The sequence below is a fragment of the Rhizobium sp. Root1212 genome (genome assembly GCF_001424985.1).
In the GTDB taxonomy this organism is placed as follows: domain Bacteria; phylum Pseudomonadota; class Alphaproteobacteria; order Rhizobiales; family Rhizobiaceae; genus Pararhizobium.
Genome location: NZ_LMDA01000012.1, coordinates 334775 through 350768, shown reverse-complemented (window position 1 = coordinate 350768; position 15994 = coordinate 334775). Strand labels below are relative to the sequence as shown.

At 63.6% G+C, this 15994-nt stretch carries 17 protein-coding genes; 10 read left to right on the top strand and 7 right to left on the bottom strand.

The features are described 5' to 3' along the window. Positions 1 to 17: 17 nt before the first annotated feature. Both ASC86_RS13740 and pth read left to right on the top strand, forming a co-directional pair. Positions 18 to 734, top strand: a complete 717-nt coding sequence (locus ASC86_RS13740; protein ID WP_056321882.1) for a transporter substrate-binding domain-containing protein — start codon at positions 18 to 20, stop codon at positions 732 to 734. Between the two features lie 67 nt (positions 735 to 801). Beyond that, positions 802 to 1515 carry an aminoacyl-tRNA hydrolase gene (pth, locus tag ASC86_RS13735; RefSeq protein ID WP_056321877.1) on the top strand — a complete coding sequence of 238 codons (714 nt, stop codon included), beginning with the start codon at positions 802 to 804 and terminating at the stop codon, positions 1513 to 1515. 165 nt (positions 1516 to 1680) lie between these two features. Here pth and clpS read toward each other — a convergent pair whose 3' ends face one another. Beyond that, entirely contained in the window at positions 1681 to 1992 is a 312-nt protein-coding gene (gene clpS / locus ASC86_RS13730; protein ID WP_056321874.1) for an ATP-dependent Clp protease adapter ClpS, read from the bottom strand. A 191-nt stretch (positions 1993 to 2183) separates the two neighbouring features. Here clpS and ychF point away from each other — a divergent pair, with 191 nt between their 5' ends. The 4 genes from ychF to ASC86_RS13710 all read left to right on the top strand — a co-directional run bounded on the left by ychF (position 2184) and on the right by ASC86_RS13710 (position 5956). Then, a complete protein-coding gene (gene ychF / locus ASC86_RS13725; protein ID WP_056321872.1) occupies positions 2184 to 3287 on the top strand; it encodes a redox-regulated ATPase YchF in 1104 nt (367 codons plus the stop codon). 143 nt (positions 3288 to 3430) lie between these two features. Further along, positions 3431 to 4879 (top strand): hypothetical protein, encoded by a 1449-nt coding sequence (locus tag ASC86_RS13720; protein ID WP_056321869.1) that lies wholly within the window; start codon positions 3431 to 3433, stop codon positions 4877 to 4879. A gap of 163 nt (positions 4880 to 5042) precedes the next feature. Then, on the top strand, positions 5043 to 5492 hold the full coding sequence (locus ASC86_RS13715) for a MaoC family dehydratase (protein WP_056321867.1): 450 nt from the start codon (positions 5043 to 5045) through the stop codon (positions 5490 to 5492). After that, complete coding sequence (locus ASC86_RS13710) at positions 5489 to 5956, top strand: MaoC family dehydratase (RefSeq protein WP_056321864.1); 468 nt, start codon at positions 5489 to 5491, stop codon at positions 5954 to 5956. Before ASC86_RS13715 ends, ASC86_RS13710 begins: the two co-directional genes overlap by 4 nt. A gap of 3 nt (positions 5957 to 5959) precedes the next feature. Here the strand turns inward: ASC86_RS13710 and ASC86_RS13705 are convergent, their stop codons facing one another. From ASC86_RS13705 to ASC86_RS13695, 3 genes are all read right to left on the bottom strand, one after another. Continuing rightward, positions 5960 to 7036: a hypothetical protein gene (locus tag ASC86_RS13705; RefSeq protein WP_056321861.1), complete on the bottom strand. Its 1077-nt coding sequence runs from the start codon at positions 7034 to 7036 to the stop codon at positions 5960 to 5962. A gap of 13 nt (positions 7037 to 7049) precedes the next feature. Beyond that, the gene (locus tag ASC86_RS13700; protein ID WP_056321858.1) at positions 7050 to 7595 is read right to left on the bottom strand and encodes an adenine phosphoribosyltransferase; all 546 of its coding nucleotides are present in this window, start codon (positions 7593 to 7595) and stop codon (positions 7050 to 7052) included. Between the two features lie 151 nt (positions 7596 to 7746). Next, on the bottom strand, positions 7747 to 8148 hold the full coding sequence (locus ASC86_RS13695; protein ID WP_056321855.1) for a DUF4168 domain-containing protein: 402 nt from the start codon (positions 8146 to 8148) through the stop codon (positions 7747 to 7749). A 207-nt stretch (positions 8149 to 8355) separates the two neighbouring features. On the opposite strand from ASC86_RS13695, the gene ASC86_RS13690 reads away from it, so the two are divergent. Continuing rightward, a complete protein-coding gene (locus ASC86_RS13690) occupies positions 8356 to 8541 on the top strand; it encodes a DUF1059 domain-containing protein (protein WP_056321852.1) in 186 nt (61 codons plus the stop codon). A gap of 22 nt (positions 8542 to 8563) precedes the next feature. Here ASC86_RS13690 and ASC86_RS13685 read toward each other — a convergent pair whose 3' ends face one another. The 3 genes from ASC86_RS13685 to ASC86_RS13675 are packed head-to-tail and all read right to left on the bottom strand — an operon-like array spanning position 8564 to position 11090. Further along, the gene (locus ASC86_RS13685; RefSeq protein ID WP_056321849.1) at positions 8564 to 9814 is read right to left on the bottom strand and encodes a CCA tRNA nucleotidyltransferase; all 1251 of its coding nucleotides are present in this window, start codon (positions 9812 to 9814) and stop codon (positions 8564 to 8566) included. Then, complete coding sequence (locus ASC86_RS13680) at positions 9811 to 10398, bottom strand: CoA pyrophosphatase (protein WP_082510197.1); 588 nt, start codon at positions 10396 to 10398, stop codon at positions 9811 to 9813. The genes ASC86_RS13685 and ASC86_RS13680 overlap by 4 nt, the downstream gene beginning before the upstream one ends. 56 nt (positions 10399 to 10454) lie before the next feature. Then, positions 10455 to 11090 (bottom strand): DUF1285 domain-containing protein, encoded by a 636-nt coding sequence (locus tag ASC86_RS13675; RefSeq protein WP_056321845.1) that lies wholly within the window; start codon positions 11088 to 11090, stop codon positions 10455 to 10457. Between the two features lie 161 nt (positions 11091 to 11251). Between ASC86_RS13675 and ASC86_RS13670 the strand changes: the two genes are divergently transcribed. From ASC86_RS13670 to ASC86_RS13660, 3 genes are read left to right on the top strand one after another with little or no spacing between them, the layout of a single operon-like run. Further along, positions 11252 to 12265 carry a MoxR family ATPase gene (locus tag ASC86_RS13670; protein ID WP_056321842.1) on the top strand — a complete coding sequence of 338 codons (1014 nt, stop codon included), beginning with the start codon at positions 11252 to 11254 and terminating at the stop codon, positions 12263 to 12265. A 3-nt stretch (positions 12266 to 12268) separates the two neighbouring features. Continuing rightward, the gene (locus ASC86_RS13665; protein WP_056321841.1) at positions 12269 to 13189 is read left to right on the top strand and encodes a DUF58 domain-containing protein; all 921 of its coding nucleotides are present in this window, start codon (positions 12269 to 12271) and stop codon (positions 13187 to 13189) included. Continuing rightward, positions 13186 to 15993 carry a DUF4159 domain-containing protein gene (locus tag ASC86_RS13660; RefSeq protein ID WP_056321838.1) on the top strand — a complete coding sequence of 936 codons (2808 nt, stop codon included), beginning with the start codon at positions 13186 to 13188 and terminating at the stop codon, positions 15991 to 15993. Before ASC86_RS13665 ends, ASC86_RS13660 begins: the two co-directional genes overlap by 4 nt. Position 15994 lies beyond the last annotated feature (1 nt).

Sequence of the window (15994 nt, the reverse complement as noted above, 5' to 3'; positions counted from 1 at the left end):
AGAAAAAGGAAACGGGCATGAGACACATCATTTTCGCGCTCGTTGCCTGCCTTGCCGGCGCGGCGCAGGCCGAGCCGCTCAAGCTGCTGACGGAGGAATATCCGCCCTACAACTTCACCAGCAACGGCGTGATCACCGGTGCCTCCGTGGAGCAGGTGCATGCGATGATGGAGGCGATCGACACGCCCTTCACGCTGGAAATGCTGCCCTGGGCGCGCGCTTTTGCCCTGGCGGAGGGCGAGCCCGATACTTGCGTCTTCACCACCGGCCACGACGACGAGCGCGATAAGCGGTTCAAATGGGTGGAGCCGCTGTTGATCGACCGCATGGTGATGGTGCGCAAGGCCGGCTCAGGCATCGATCCGAAGACGATCGAAGCGGCCAAGCGCTTTACCATCGGCACCCAGCGCGACGATTTCTCCTACAGTTTCCTCACCGCCAACGATTTCCCCAAGATCGACCTCGCCGCCGATCTGGAAGCGACGCTGAAGAAGCTCCTCAACAACCGCATCGACCTGATGATGACCTCGGAAAAGACCTTCGAGGCGATGAAGGCCGAGGGCAAGGCGGTGGAACCGGCCCTGCTTCTGGGCGGCAAGCGCTACGGCCTCGCCTGCAATCTGGCCACGCCGGACGATCTCATCGCCCGCATGCAGGGCGCGCTCGACAAGCTTATCGCCGACGGCACGCAGGAGCGCATCTTCCTCAAGCACGGCCTTCGCCCCGACAAATAGCCGATTTTGCCGTTGACTTGCCCGTCCGCCCGCAGCATCTGAAGCGCAAACATTTTGGAGAGCGCCCGTGCAGATCTTCGCAGGCCTTGGCAATCCCGGCGGCAAATACGCCGGCAACAGGCATAATATCGGCTTCATGGCCGTCGACGCCATTCATCGCCGCCACAATTTTTCGCCCTGGTCGAGGAAGTTCAAGGCCGAGATTTCCGAAGGCGAACTCGGCGGCGAGCGCGTGCTTTTGATGAAGCCGCAGACCTACATGAACCTGTCGGGTGAATCCGTCGGCGAAGCCATGCGCTTCTACAAGCTGGAACCGAAGGACATCGTCGCGATCTACGACGAACTCGACCTGCCGCCGGGCAAGGCGCGCATCAAGACGGCCGGCGGCCATGGCGGCCATAACGGCATCAAGTCGCTCGACGCCCATTGCGGCAAGGATTACCGGCGCCTGCGCCTCGGCATCGGCCATCCCGGCGCCAAGGAAATGGTGCACAATCACGTGCTCGGCGATTTCGCCAAGGCAGACCAGAGCTGGCTGTCACCGCTTCTCGACGCACTGGCCGACAATGCCGACATGCTGGTGAAGGGCGAGGATTCGCAGCTGATGAACAAGCTGGCGCTCGCCGTCGGCGGCAAGCCGGAAGCCGAAGCGCCGCCACCGAAGCCGGCCGGCAAATCGCATATCCATCAGGCGAGGAACCATCAGCAGCCCAAGATACTGCCGACGACCGGGCCAATGGCCGAGATGCTGAAGAAAATGTTCGGCAACAAGGGGGAGTGAGTATCTTCCCCTTCTCCCCCGCGGGGAGAAGATGCCCGAAGGGCAGATGAGGGGGTGGCGCAGCATACTACGAACAAACGGAAAGCCCCCCTCGTCCGGCGCTGCGCGCCACCTTCTCCCCGCGGGGAGAAGGGAAAACTGCCGCACCCACCGTCTGAAACTCTCCTATTCTTCCGGCTCCGTCGTGAACATCAGCGGAAAGCCGGCTTCCTTGCCGAGATCGGTCGCCTCCTTCGCCTTGGTCTCGGCGATATCGTGGGCGCAGACGAGGATGACGCAGGTGCCGAGCTTGTGGGCGGTCATCATCATGCGGTAGCCGGTCTCCTCGCTCATGTAGAAGACGGCCTTCAAGACCAGCGTCACGAAATCGCGCGGCGTATAGTCGTCATTGATCAGGATGACCTTGTGGAGCTTCGGCCGCTCCAGCTTCGGCTTGATCTTCAGTTTGGGCTTGAGATTGGTTTCGTTGTCGCTCATCGAGAAGCACCCGGAGGAAATGGCGGACGAACGCCCCGGATTTTGCCCCCAACCGCTCCAGATCGCAAGACCTTCGCCATCACAAGCGCCGTGACATCGGCAACTTTCGAAGCTACGACCCTTGACCTTGCCCTGCCCTATCCCCCATAGGCAGGGCAAAGATTTTCCAGAATAGACGGACGACACAGGCCATGGGCTTCAAATGCGGTATCGTCGGACTGCCGAATGTTGGCAAGTCCACCCTTTTCAACGCGCTGACCAAGACGGCGGCGGCGCAGGCGGCGAACTATCCCTTCTGCACCATCGAGCCGAACACCGGCGAAGTGGCGGTGCCGGACCCGCGCATGAAGGCGCTCGCCAGCATCGCGGGCTCCAAGGAGATCATCCCGACGCGCATCTCCTTCGTCGACATCGCCGGCCTCGTGCGCGGCGCGTCCAAGGGTGAAGGCCTCGGCAACAAGTTCCTCGCCAATATCCGCGAAGTCGATGCCGTCGTGCATGTGCTGCGTTGCTTCGAGGACGACGACATCACCCATGTCGAAGGCCGCATCAATCCGGTCGGCGATGCCGACACGATCGAGACCGAGCTGATGCTCGCCGACCTCGAGAGCCTGGAGCGCCGCGTCGAGCAGACCCGCAAGCGCGCCGCCAGCAAGGACAAGGATTCGCTCACCCAGCTGCCGATCATGGAAGCCGTGGTGAAGCTGCTCAACGAGGGCAAGCCGGCCCGCCTTCTGCTGAAGACGCTCGCGCCGGAGGAAATCGAGGTCCTGAAAGGCCTGAACCTGCTCACCTCGCATCCCGTTCTCTACGTTTGCAACGTCGCGGAAGCCGATGCCTCGACCGGCAACGCGCACACCGCCGCCGTCGCCGCCATGGCCAAGGAACAGGGCGCGGAATGCGTCATCATCTCGGCGGCCATCGAATCCGAAGTCGCGCAGCTGCCGGAAGAGGAAGCGACGGAATTCCTGTCCGCGCTCGGTCTTGAGGAAGCGGGCCTCGACCGGCTCATCCGCGCCGGCTACCACCTGCTCGATCTCATCACCTATTTCACCGTCGGCCCCAAGGAAACACGCGCCTGGACTATCGTGCGCGGTACCAAGGCCCCGCAGGCTGCCGGCGTCATCCACACGGATTTCGAGCGCGGCTTCATCCGCGCCTTCACCATCTCCTACGACGACTACATCGCCTACAAGGGCGAAGTGGGCGCCAAGGAAGCCGGCAAGGGCCGCGACGAAGGCAAGGAATACGTTGTCCAGGATGGCGACGTGATCCACTTCCGCTTCAACACCTGATCCCATACGGCCCGAACGGCGGACCTGGAAAGGGCCTGCGGCGCTGTCGTCGCAGGCCCTTTCCGTTTTGCCTTGTCCGCCACTTGCCGTTATCGGCCATTCGCATATCTTCGGTTGTGACCGAAATAACAAAGGACCCCTTCATGCGCTTCAAGGCCGCCGCCCTGCTTCTTCTCACCACGTCCCTTTCGCCGGCGATCGCAGCGGATATCAATTACGAAGGTGCTACGGCGCTCGAAAAGAAGCTGACGACCTATCTCCCGGAAAACCTCGTCAAGGACGGGCTGGTCAAGGTTCGTCCGGGCACGGAGGATTACGAGGTCACCTTCGATCCCACGGTGCTCTTGAAGGACGTCGACAAGGCAAAGGTCTCCATCTCCGGCCTCAAGCCGTTTCTGTCGCTGGTGCGGCCGCTCGAGGACGGACTGTGGCGCTTCGTGCAGGATGCCGATCTCAACGTGACCGGCAGCTTCGACGGCGGTCCGGAAAAGACGGATTTCACCTACCGCATCGACAAGATGCACAGCGAGGGCGTGGTCGATCCCGAACTGCTCTATTTCAAATCGCTGGACATGAAGGCTGACGGCATTGCCTTCGCCTCGAAAACCCCGAAGCAAACGATCGACGGCCGCTTCGCCGGCATGACCGGCACGCTCGCCGCCGAGCGCAAAAGCCCCGATACGGTCGACATGCGTTCCAACACGACTTTCGGTGCCTTCACCGAAAGCCTGACGAGCGAAGGCAACTCCCGTGTCGATATTTCCGCCGACAGCCTGACCGGCGATGTCGCCATCAAAGACCTGCACTACAAGCCGCTGCAGGAGATCGTCTTCTTTATCCTCGACCGCGCCGACAAGGAAAAGCTTTTGCCGGACGAGCAAAAGAAGCTGAAGGAACTGGTGCGCGCCAACCTGCCGATGTTCGGCCAGCTTCTGGAAACTTTCGAACTCACCAATCTCAAGGTCTCGACGCCGCAGGGCGAGTTCGGCGCCGAGAGCGCCCGCTACAGCGTCACCGCCGATGGCCTGCGCGATGGCGCTTCCTTCCGCATCGGCTTCGGCATCGACAAGCCGACCTCGCCGCCCGATCTCGTTCCGATCGTCTATCGCCAGGCGATCCCGGAAAGCATCGATATCGAGATCGGCGTGAAGGACATCGCCGTCGCAAGCGGTCTCACCTATTTCCTCGACAACGCGAATTTCAACGCGGACGAGCCGCTGACGGAAGCGCAATCGGCCGAAATGGGCAAGCGCTTCCTGCCGAACGGTGAGTTGCACCTGACCTACGAGAACGTCTCGGCGCGGTCCTCGATCTACGACGTCACCATGACCGGCTCCTCTACCGTCCGGCCGGATACGCCGAACAAGCAGAAGACCGACGTGACCATCGTCGCCCGCGATTTCGACAAAACCGTCGCCTATCTACAGGACAACGCCAAGGCCGTGCCGGAATACGGACAGGCCGCCTTCATGCTGCTGATGATCAAGGGTTTTGGCGAGGCGACCTCGGACAACGGCCTGCGCTGGCATGTCGAGGTCGACGAGAACAGCAAGATCAAGATCAACGGGCGCGACATGGCCTTTCCGCAATAAGGAAAAGCGCCCCTCCCCCGACCCTCCCCACAAGGGGGAGGGAGTTTATCAAGAATGCCGGGCCTCTGAGACCAAATCTTGCTCGGTAGGCTCCCTCCCCCTTGTGGGGAGGGTTGGGGAGGGGCTTTCTTTCAACCGAAGCAAACCACGGCCGGAGACCACCATGCTTCATTTCGAGGATTTTACGCCGGGGCGACGTTTCGAGTATCTCCCGCGGCACATGGAGACGGCCGAGATCGTCGCCTTTGCCCGCGAATTCGATCCGCAACCGATGCACATGGATGAGGAGGCCGGGAAAAGCAGCATTCTCGGCGGCCTCGCCGCTTCCGGCTGGCATACGAGTTCGGTCGGCATGCGCATGATGATCGATGCCTTCCTCGCCAATTCCACCTCGCAAGGCTCGCCCGGCATCGAATTCATGGACTGGAAGAAGCCGGTGCTGGCCGGCGATACGCTCTACGGCTTCAGCCTCGTATTGGACGCCCGCGCGCTGCGCTCCCGGCAGGGTGTCGGCATGGTGCGTTTCCGCAACGAAATCCTCAACCAGACGGGCGAGACGGTGGCCGTTTCGGAATGTCCAATCATGTTCCGCATGCGGGAGGCCACCCGATGAGCATGGAAACGCTTTACGGCGGCAAGGGCCGCACGCTCACGGGCACGGTGACCTTCACCGCGGCAGACATCATCCGTTTCGCGCGGGATTTCGACCCGCAGCCGTTCCATCTCGATGCGGAAGCGGCGAAATCGTCCGTGCTCGGCGGCCTCTGCGCCTCCGGCTGGCATACGGCCGCGGGCTGGATGAAATGCTTCGTGCCCTATTGGCTTTCGGAAATGAAACGGCTGGCGCGCGAGGGCGTGGCAGCGCCGAAGCTCGGCCCCTCCCCCGGTTTCCGCAATCTGCAATGGCTGAAGCCGGTCTTTGCGGGCGATACCGTCAGCTACTACGTGACCTTCCTCGAAAGCAAGGAACTGGCTTCGCGTCCCGGCTGGCGGATCAACACGATCCTCAACGAGGGCGAAAACCAGAAGGGCGAACCCGTCATCCGCTTCGAGAGCAAGGTGATCGAGTTTCCCTGAAACTCACGCCGCCGGGTGCAGCCGAACCTTGACCGCTTCCGGCAGGGGCCGGATGGCGAGCCGCCGGAGCGGCTGCCAGAAAACGCCGATCGACAGCACGACGATACCGACCACCAGAACCGTCACCGACGCGTAGTCGCTCAACACTGCCTGCCCGCGCGACAGGATCGTCCAGATGGCGAGCCCCAGCGAGACGAGGCCTGAGGTGACGAAGGCGCGGCGATCGATGACGAGGCCGATGGTCATGAAGACGGCGACGATCAGAACGACCGTGACCGCATGGAAGAGCGTGCTGTCGTTCCACCAGTCGCCCGAAAGGTTTTGCAGGAACACGAAGGACAGCATCGCGTAAAGCAGCATGGGTGCTGCCGCGAGATGCATCCAGAAGGCGACATCCGATTGCCGCGACTGGCGCTGCGGGTCGGAAACGTCATAGGCCATCGCCAGCCCGAAGACGGCCAACGCAAACAGGAGGAAGATGCTGGCGGACAGGGTGCTGTGATCGACCAGCAGATTGGCCGATCCGGTCGCCTTGGTCAGCAGCGAGAAGACCGCGCACATCGCAAAGGCCGCGACCGACAGGAACAGCAGCGACAGCGACAGGGGAACGCGGTAGCGCCAATAGAAGAGACCAAGCCCCACCGCGATCACCGGCAGTATCTTCAGGCCGTCGTTGAAACTTTCGTCCGTGGTTTCGCCGAGCAGCAGCATCGCCACCATCGCGACCGCCTGCACGAGCGCCAGCGTCAAGACAACGGCCGGCAATGCCAGCCGCTGGCGGCGCACCAGCACTTCCGCAAGCAGGATCACCGCCGGAACGACGGCGAAGACGCTGCCGATCCCCCAAAGGCCAGCCAGCGCCACGATCACGCCGATGGTGATGAGGATATCGTGAAAGCCGCGCACGAAACGCGGCTGCTCGCTGTCTTCGGCAAGACGTGCGTCGTCCAGAAGCCGATCCCCGGTGAGAGCCGAGACGACGACGCGCCGGCTGAGATAGGGCTCCAGCGCCAGCGCCTGATCGGCCGAGATGATGCCTTCACCGGCGGCGGCTTCGAGGGCCGTTTTCAGCGCTGTCATGGATATCCTCGCCTCAGTGGCCGTCGAATTCGACGAGGGTCAGAACCTCGACACCGAGCGCTTCGAGCTTCTTGCGGCCGCCGAGTGCCGGCAGGTCGATGACGAAGCAGGCGGCGACGATCTCGGCACCCATCTGCTGGAGGAGTTTCGTGGCGGCTTCGGCCGTGCCGCCGGTGGCGATCAGGTCGTCGACGAGAATCACCTTTTCGCCCGGCTGCAAGGCATCGCGGTGCATTTCCATTTCATCGACGCCGTATTCCAGGCTGTAGGCAATGCGAACGGTGTCGTGCGGCAGCTTGCCCTTCTTGCGGATCGGCACGAAACCGGAGGACATCTGATGCGCCATGGCGCCGCCGAGGATGAAGCCGCGGGCCTCGATGCCGGCGACCTTGTCGATTTTCTGGCCGGCAAAGGGATGAACCAGTTCGTCGATCGCCCGGCGAAAGCTGCGGGCATTGCCCAGCATGGTGGTGATATCGCGGAACATCACGCCCGGTTTCGGATAATCCGGAATGTTGCGGATGGAAGCGATCAGATCCTGCTTTAGCGAAGAGCCCATTGTATGCCTTTGCGCGACGTCTTGAGAAGCCCCAGCCATAGCACCAAACGCGCCGGATTCTATAGTCCTTTCTGGAGCATCGCGCGGCACGCGGTGTAAAAGGCGCGAGGCGGCGAACCCGGCCGCCCACCCCGCAAGCTCGAAAGCCGCCCTATGGCGCGCCGTTCGCCTTCAGCTTCGCCTGCAGCTTGCGCGCGACTTCGGGATTGACCTGCGCCGTACTGACGATCGCCCTGTATTCCTCCACCGACACGCCCGGCGAATTCTGGACGGCATCGATCATCCGCTTGTTGGCTTCGTTTTGCAGCTTCTGGCGGGAAACCGCATCTTTTTCGGCACCGATCTTCGCGGCGAAACTCTGGCGCACGCTGTCGACCTTCAGATAGGCGACGGCAAAGGCGTCGAGCTTTTCCTCGCTGATGGCAGCCGGTGCAGTCGCCGGGATTTGGGCGCCGGCTTGCGGCACGGCCGCCTCCTGCGCAAAGGCGGGCGTGCTGACGACGATCAGGCTCCAGGCTGCGGCGGTGAGTGCCGCGACGGGCATGTTGGTCATAGGCTTTCCTTCCTTTTGGTCATTTCCAGCCCCGCGCAAAGCTTGGCGATGGAAAGGGCGACAATGTGACCACAGGAAGGGCATTGCAGGGCCATTGGACGGCTATCTCTGGCCGCAGCCCCGCAAAAGAGGAACCAATCGCGGAATTTCGGGTTATGATCGACACGCCCGTTGCCGGCAACGGGTTGTCATGGAAGGAGGAAAATCATGAGATTGTTCGAATGCGGTTCTCTGGTTCCCGGCTGTGAGTGGCATACGCGCGCCGATAGCGACGCGGAAGTGGTGCGTCGTACCGTCGATCATATGCGACAGGCTCACGGCGAAACGATTATCCGCGAAAACATGGTCGACAACATCAAGGCGCGTATCGTCGAGGAAACCAAGGTAGCCTGACGAAGCCCCATGACGACCGACTTCAAACGAGCGATTTCAGCCGGGCGACGAGTGTTGCCCGGTCCGCGTTGAAATTGCCTTCGACCCAGCCCTCTTCCAGCTTTTGCAACAGTTCGCGTACCCGCGGTCCTGCCGCCACGCCGGCCTCCAGCACATCCGCACCAGACACGGGCAGAACCGGCTTCTGCCAGCCTTCCGCGCGCACCAGCAGCCGCTTCAGCCGCGCGACTTCGGGAAGAAGGGAGGGATCGTTCTCGGTCTTCTGCCGCGCGACAGCCAGAGCGAGTTTCAAGCGCGTGACGAGACCGGTAGCCCCACTCCTGTAAAGCATGCGGTCGAAAGCCGTATCGGCAATCGAAGCAGGAACCGCAGGCGATGTAGCCCAGGCGGAAAAGAACCCGGCTTCCGCCTTCGACAGCCGCAACCGCTTCGCCATCTCGCCAAGCCGCTCCGCATCCGGCGGCACGATGGAGGCGAGACGCAACAGCGGATCAGGCTTCCAGCCAAAGGCACGCTCCGCCGCAACCAGCCCCGGAATGGCATCGATGCCCCATTTCTCGGTTTCCGGCAGCACTTCGGTCAGCACGCCCGCCTGTCGCATCCACAGCAACGCCCGGCCGGGATCATCAGCCGAGAGCAGCTTCTTCATCTCAGCCCAGACCCGCTCCGCCGAAAGGCCGGAGAGTTTCGAGCGGGCACGGGCGCAGGCGCGCAGACCATCCGCATCCGGCCGCCCCGATCCGTACCAGGCAAAGAAGCGGAAGAACCGCAGCACTCGCAGATAATCCTCGGCGACACGCTTTTCCGCATCGCCGATGAAGCGCACCGTGCGGCTTTCGATATCCTGCAAACCGCCGACCAGATCGATCACATCGCCTTTGGCATCGGCATAGAGCGCATTGATCGTCAGATCGCGGCGCTCCGCGTCCACTTTCCAGTCGGTGCCGAAGGCGACTTCGGCATGACGGCCGTTCGTTTCGACATCCTGCCGTAATGTCGTGATTTCAAAGGGCTTGCCTTCGATAACCAGTGTCACCGTGCCATGGTCGATGCCGGTCGCAATCGCCTTGATGCCGGCGGCTTCGGCGCGCTTCATCACCTCATCGGGCAGAAGCGTCGTCGCCATGTCGATATCGCTGGCTTCAAGGCCCATCAGGCTGTTGCGGACAGCACCACCGACCACCCTCACCTCGCCGCCATCGGCATTCAGAAGATCGAAGATACGCTTCAGCGCCGGTTTCGAAAACCAGGCCTCGCCGGCAACGGAGGTCATGCGTAAAGCCTTTCATAGAGCATGCGAATGATGCCGGCGGTGATACCCCAAATGTTCCGTTCGCCATAGGGCATGCGATAGAATTGCCGCTCGCTGCCCTGCCACGTCGCCCGGCCGCGACCATGATTGTGCGGGTTCATCAGAAACGAAAGCGGCACCTCGAAGACGGAATCGACCTCGACCGGATTGAGCGTCAGCTCGAAGCCCGGCTCGACCACAGCCAGAACCGGCGTGATGCGGAAACCGGACATCGCCATATAGGTCGGCAACCGCCCGACCGGCTGGACGAAGCGGCGGTCGAGGCCGATCTCCTCTTCCGTCTCGCGCAACGCAGCCCGCTCCGGCGTATCGTCACCGGGATCGATCGCGCCGCCGGGAAAGGCGACCTGACCGGAATGCTTGCGCAGCGTCGTCGTGCGCTGAGTGAGCAGCACGCGCGCATCCTCGCCATCGTCGATGACCGGGACGAGTACCGCCGCATCCCTGAGTTTCAGGGTTTCGACGAAGGAGGCGATATCGGGATTGAGCAGAAAATCGCCGTGCTCGCGCCAGGCATCCTCTGCGTGGCTGCCCTGCTGCTGCATGGCGCGACGGCGGAAATCCGTCGCGGAGAAATCCGTGAGGCTCAGAAGCGGCTCGCTCACGCGGAAAGCGCCTTCAGCTCGGCCGCCGGCATGATCGGGAACAGGACACCGCCGGAGCGCACGCAGAACATGGTGATCCCATCGATCTCGGCTTCCTCGCCAAGCTCGACCAGCTCATACATCACGGCACGCGAAACCAGCGCTTCCAGCCGTCCACGCACATGCAGGTAAGGTTTGAGTTCGCGGTTCTCGCCATGGATGACGAAGCGCAGCGCATGCTCTGACCCTGCCTCGACGACATCCCCGACATTGGTGCGGAAGGTGAGCAGCTGATCGCCGGCCCGCTCCGTGGCCGTCATCTCGACGGCGATGAACGGGGCATCAGCGATACGGATGCCGACTTTTTCCACAGGTGTCACAAGATAGGTCTTACCGTCCTCGTCCTTGCGCAGCACCGTCGAGAACAGCCGCACCAGCGGCTGCCGGCCGATCGGCGTTCCCATATAGAACCAGGTGCCGTCGGCACGTATTTCCATGTCGATATCGCCGCAAAACGGCGGATTCCAGCGGTCTACCGGCGGAAGGCCCTTGCTTGCACCGCCGGTTTCGCCCGCGGCACGCGCGATCATCGCCGCGAGGCCTGCCGCATCGCCAGCAGTGCCTGCCGATTGATTTGTCTTGGTTTCTGCCATCGTTCCGTCCCGATTGGCCCTATTGTTGCGCGAACATGGTCTCGCTCACGAGATAGTGCGCCCGATGCGGCTTGTCAGCCGCTGACCGGAGCATAAATTGAAAAACACAAACGGAAAGATCGGATTTTTCGATTCGCCCGGCCGGTTATGGGAGACAGACGATGGGCGTAATGAAGACCACGGACAAGCTGGTCGATGAAAAGACGATCGTTGCCGAAGCGGAAAAGGCGCTGGCCGAGATCGCCGCGATCCGCATGGAAGTTGGCAAGGTCATCTTCGGCCAGGAAAGCGTCATCGAGCAGACGCTGCTGGCGGTGCTGTCCGGCGGCCATGCCCTGCTCGTCGGCGTTCCCGGCCTTGCCAAGACCAAGCTGGTGACGACCCTTGCGACGGTGCTCGGCCTGAATTCCAGCCGCATCCAGTTCACGCCGGACCTGATGCCGTCGGATATCCTCGGCTCGGAAGTGATGGACCAGGACGAAAACGGCCGCCGCTCCTTCCGTTTCGTCGCCGGCCCGATCTTCACGCAATTGCTGATGGCCGACGAAATCAACCGCGCCAGCCCGCGCACCCAGTCCGCGCTGCTGCAAGCGATGCAGGAATATCACGTGACCGTAGCCGGCCAGCGCAACGACCTGCCGCAGCCATTCCACGTTCTCGCCACCCAGAACCCGCTGGAGCAGGAAGGCACCTATCCCCTTCCCGAAGCCCAGCTCGACCGCTTCCTGATGCAGGTCGATGTCGGCTACCCGGAACTGGCGGCCGAGCGCCAGATCCTGCTCGAAACCACCGGCCTTGCGGAAACCGAGGCGAGCCCCATCCTCGATGCGGGTAAGCTGCAGAGCATCCAGCATCTGATCCGCCAGATGCCGGTCAGCGAAAAGGTCGTCGATGCGATCCTCGCGCTGGTGCGCTCCGCCCGCCCCGGCCACGGCAATGCCGCCACCGACAAGAACGTCGCCTGGGGTCCCGGCCCGCGCGCCGGCCAGTCGCTGATGCTCTGCGCGCGCGCCCGCGCCCTCTATGACGGCCGCCTTGCCCCCTCGATCGACGATATCGTCGCGCTGGCGGAGCCCGTGCTGCAACACCGCATGGCTCTGACCTTCGCCGCCCGCGCCGAGGGCATGTCCGTGCGGGATGTGATTTCCGGCCTCGTCAACCAGATCAAGGGATGATGAATGGCCTCGATCGGGCACATCGTCGAGCGTACCCCTTCGGGCGAAGTGTTGTCGCGGGCGCAGATGCGCGCGCGGCTCATTCCCGATTGCATGGTCGAGGCAAAACGCATCGCCAACACCGTGATTTCCGGCTGGCATGGCCGCCGCAAGCGCGGCATCGGCGAGAATTTCTGGCAGTTCCGCCCCTATAGCGACGGCGAAAGTCTGACGCGCATCGACTGGCGCCGCTCCGCCCGCGACGACCATACCTATGTGCGCGACCGGGAGTGGGAAGCGGCCCACACCATCTGGCTCTGGGCCGATCTCTCGCCCTCGATGATGTACAAATCCCGTTTCGGCAGCGTTTCGAAGGAAAGCCGCGCGCTGGTGCTCATGCTGGCGCTGGCGGAAATTCTCGCCCGCTCGGGCGAGCGCATCGGGTGCCCCGGCGTGATGGAGCCGCTGTCGGCCCGCAACGCCGCAGAGCGCCTCGCTGCCGCCCTGATGCACACGCCGCTCTCCGGCGGCCTGCCGGAAACCGGCATGATCCGCGGCTGGAGCGATCTGGTGCTGATCGGCGATTTCCTCGATCCGGCCGACAAGATCATGGCCCGGCTCGGGCCGCTTGCGCGCCGTGGCTTTCGCGGTCATGTGGTCGAGATCGCCGATCCGGCGGAGGAAACGTTTCCCTATGCCGGCCGCACCGAATTCACCGATCCCGAAACCGGCGACAAGCTGACCGCCGGCCGCGCCGAAATCCTGCGCGAAGACTATCGCCGCGCGTATTTCGCCCGCCGCGATGCGCTGGGCGCGGATCTGCGCCACATGGGCTGGACCTTCACGCCGCATCGCACCGACCATCTCGCCTCCGAAGCACTGGTCGCCGTGCATATGTACCTCTCCGGCATGCCGGCGCGGGCGACGCATGGGGGGCAGTTATGAGCCTGCTCTCGCTCGTCTTCGCCAATCCGATGATGCTGGCGGCCCTCGTAGCGCTGCCGGCCATCTGGTGGCTGCTGCGGCTGACGCCGCCGCGTCCCGTCACCGAGGCCTTCCCGCCGCTGCGCATTCTCGCCAGCGTCCTGAGGCGCGAGGAAACGCCCTCGAAAAGCCCGTGGTGGTTGACGCTCCTGCGCATGCTGATGGCCGCCGCCGTCATTCTCGCCATCGCCGATCCGGTGCTGAACCCGCGCGCCAACACGCTGTCCACAACCGGTCCGCTGGTGCTTGTCATCGACAACAGCTGGGCGACCGCGCCGGACTGGGAGCGGCGGGTGAACACCGCCGATGCGCTCATCTCCGACGCCGAAAGCCGCGATCTGCCGGTCTCCATCCTCTTCACCGCCGACCGCGAGCACAACGCTACCCCGACCTCGCCCGACGAAGCTCGCAACCGCCTCGCCGCCGCTGCTCCGCAGCCGCTGACGCCGGACCGGAAGGCTGCCTTCACCGTGCTTTCAACCGCGCTGAAAGGCACCACGCCCGGCACCGTCGCCTTCATCTCGGATGGGGTTGCCTCCGGCGAGAACGATGTGATGACCGACCTCGCCTCGCTCTCGCCGACGGAACTGCGCCTCATCGGCGGCAGCCCGGAAGCCGTGGCAATCACCACCTCGGCAAACGAGGCGGACGCCATGATTATCTCCGTCAGCCGCCTCGATACATCAGGCGCCCGCATGCTGCCGCTCACCGCCTACGATATCCGTGGCCGCGCCATCGCCAACGGCTCCGTCTCCTTCAATGCCGGCGAAGGCACCGCAAAAGGCATGATTGCCGCCCCCTTCGAGCTGCGCAACGATTTCTCCCGCATCGGCATCGACGGTCAGGCGACCGCCGGCGGCACCTACCTGCTCGACGACGGCTTCCGCCGCCGGCGGGTGGCGCTGCTGAGCGGCGAAACACGCGACCAGTCGCAGCCGCTGCTCTCGCCGCTCTATTACATCAACCGGGCGCTCGCCCCCTATGCCGATCTCGTCCAGCCGAACGAGGCGGACCTTGCCGTCGCCATTCCCGAGCTTCTCTCGCAAAAGCCGTCCATGCTGATCATGGCCGATATCGGCCGCCTGCCGGAAGAAACCTACGGCCCGATCGGAAAATGGATCGATAATGGCGGCACGCTGATCCGCTTTGCCGGCCCGCGCCTTGCAGCCGCCCCCGCCAACGATCCGCTGGTGCCGGTGACGCTGCGCCAGGGCGAGCGGGCGCTGGGCGGCGCGCTCTCCTGGGCCGAGCCGCAGCCGCTGGCCGATTATCCGGCGCAAAGCCCCTTCGCCGGGATGCCCCGACCGGAAGGCATTCTCGTCAAGCGCCAGGTTCTGGCCGAGCCGACGGCGGACCTGACCGCCCGCACCTGGGCAAGCCTTGCCGACGGCACGCCGCTGGTGACGACGAAGACACAAGGCGCCGGCCGCATCATCCTGTTCCATGTCAGCGCCGAGGCCACGTGGTCGAACCTGCCGATCTCGGGCGCCTTCGTCGAAATGCTGCGCCGGAGCGTGCAACTGTCGCGCAGCGGCGGTGTTGCCAGCGAAGGTGCGCCGAAGGGCCAGACGCTCGCGCCCTATCGCCTGCTCAATGCCAATGGCGTTCTGGTCGGCGAAACCGCCCGCGCCCGCCCGCTGGAGCCGCGCACTGACGCCGCACCGGTTGCCGATGCCGATCATCCGCCCGGCCTCTATGGCTCCGAAGAGGGTTTCACCGCGCTGAACCTGCTCGCCCCCAATACGGAGCTGAAGCCTATCGCAACCGAAGGCCTTGATGTCGCCTATACCAGCGAGCCGCTGCTGGGTGCCGAGACTGTCTCGCTGAAGCCGGCGCTCTTCACAATCGCGCTTATGCTCGCCCTCATCGATACGCTCGTCGTCCTGTTCATGGCCGGAACGTTTTCCCGCATCCGCCTTTCGGGAGCGGCGGCCGCCGTTGCATTCATCGCCGCCATCAGCGTAGCCACAATGTTACCGGACGTCTCCCGCGCCGACGACAGCAAGCCGGGCGACGAAAACATCCTCGCGCGGCTGGACAAGACCCACCTCGCCTATGTCGTGACCGGCGAGGCTGACGTGGACCGCATTTCCGAGCGCGGGCTTGCCGGCCTCACCGATTTCCTCACCTATCGCACGACGCTGGAGCCCGGCCCGCCGGTCGGCCTCGATATCGCCCGCGACGAGCTTTCCTTCTATTCGCTTATCTACTGGCCGGTTTCCGCCAATGCGCCGATGCCGAGCCCGCAGGCGATCAGCCGCGTCGACGCCTATATGCGCGCCGGCGGCACCGTGCTGTTCGACACTCGCGACCAGTTCAATTCGCTGAGCGGCGGCGCTTCATCGAGCCCGAATGCCGAACGGCTGCAGGCGATCCTCGCCGATCTCGACATCCCGCCGCTGGAGCCGGTGCCGGCCGATAACGTGCTGACCAAATCCTTCTACCTGCTGTCGAGCTTTCCCGGCCGTTATGCCGGCAGCCCGCTCTGGATCGAGGCTCATCCCGACAACGGCACGGAAGACACCGGCCGCCCGGCCCGCACCGGCGATGGCGTTTCGCCGATCATGATTACCGGCAATGATCTCGCCGGTGCCTGGGCGATCGACGCCAACGGCGCGCCGCTGCTGCCAACCGTGCCGCCGGATGAGATGCAGCGCGAATATGCCTTCCGCGCCGGCGTCAACATCATGATGTATATGCTGACCGGCAACTATAAGGCGGATCAGGTGCATATCCCTGCTCTGCTCGAACGGCTGGGGCAGTAGC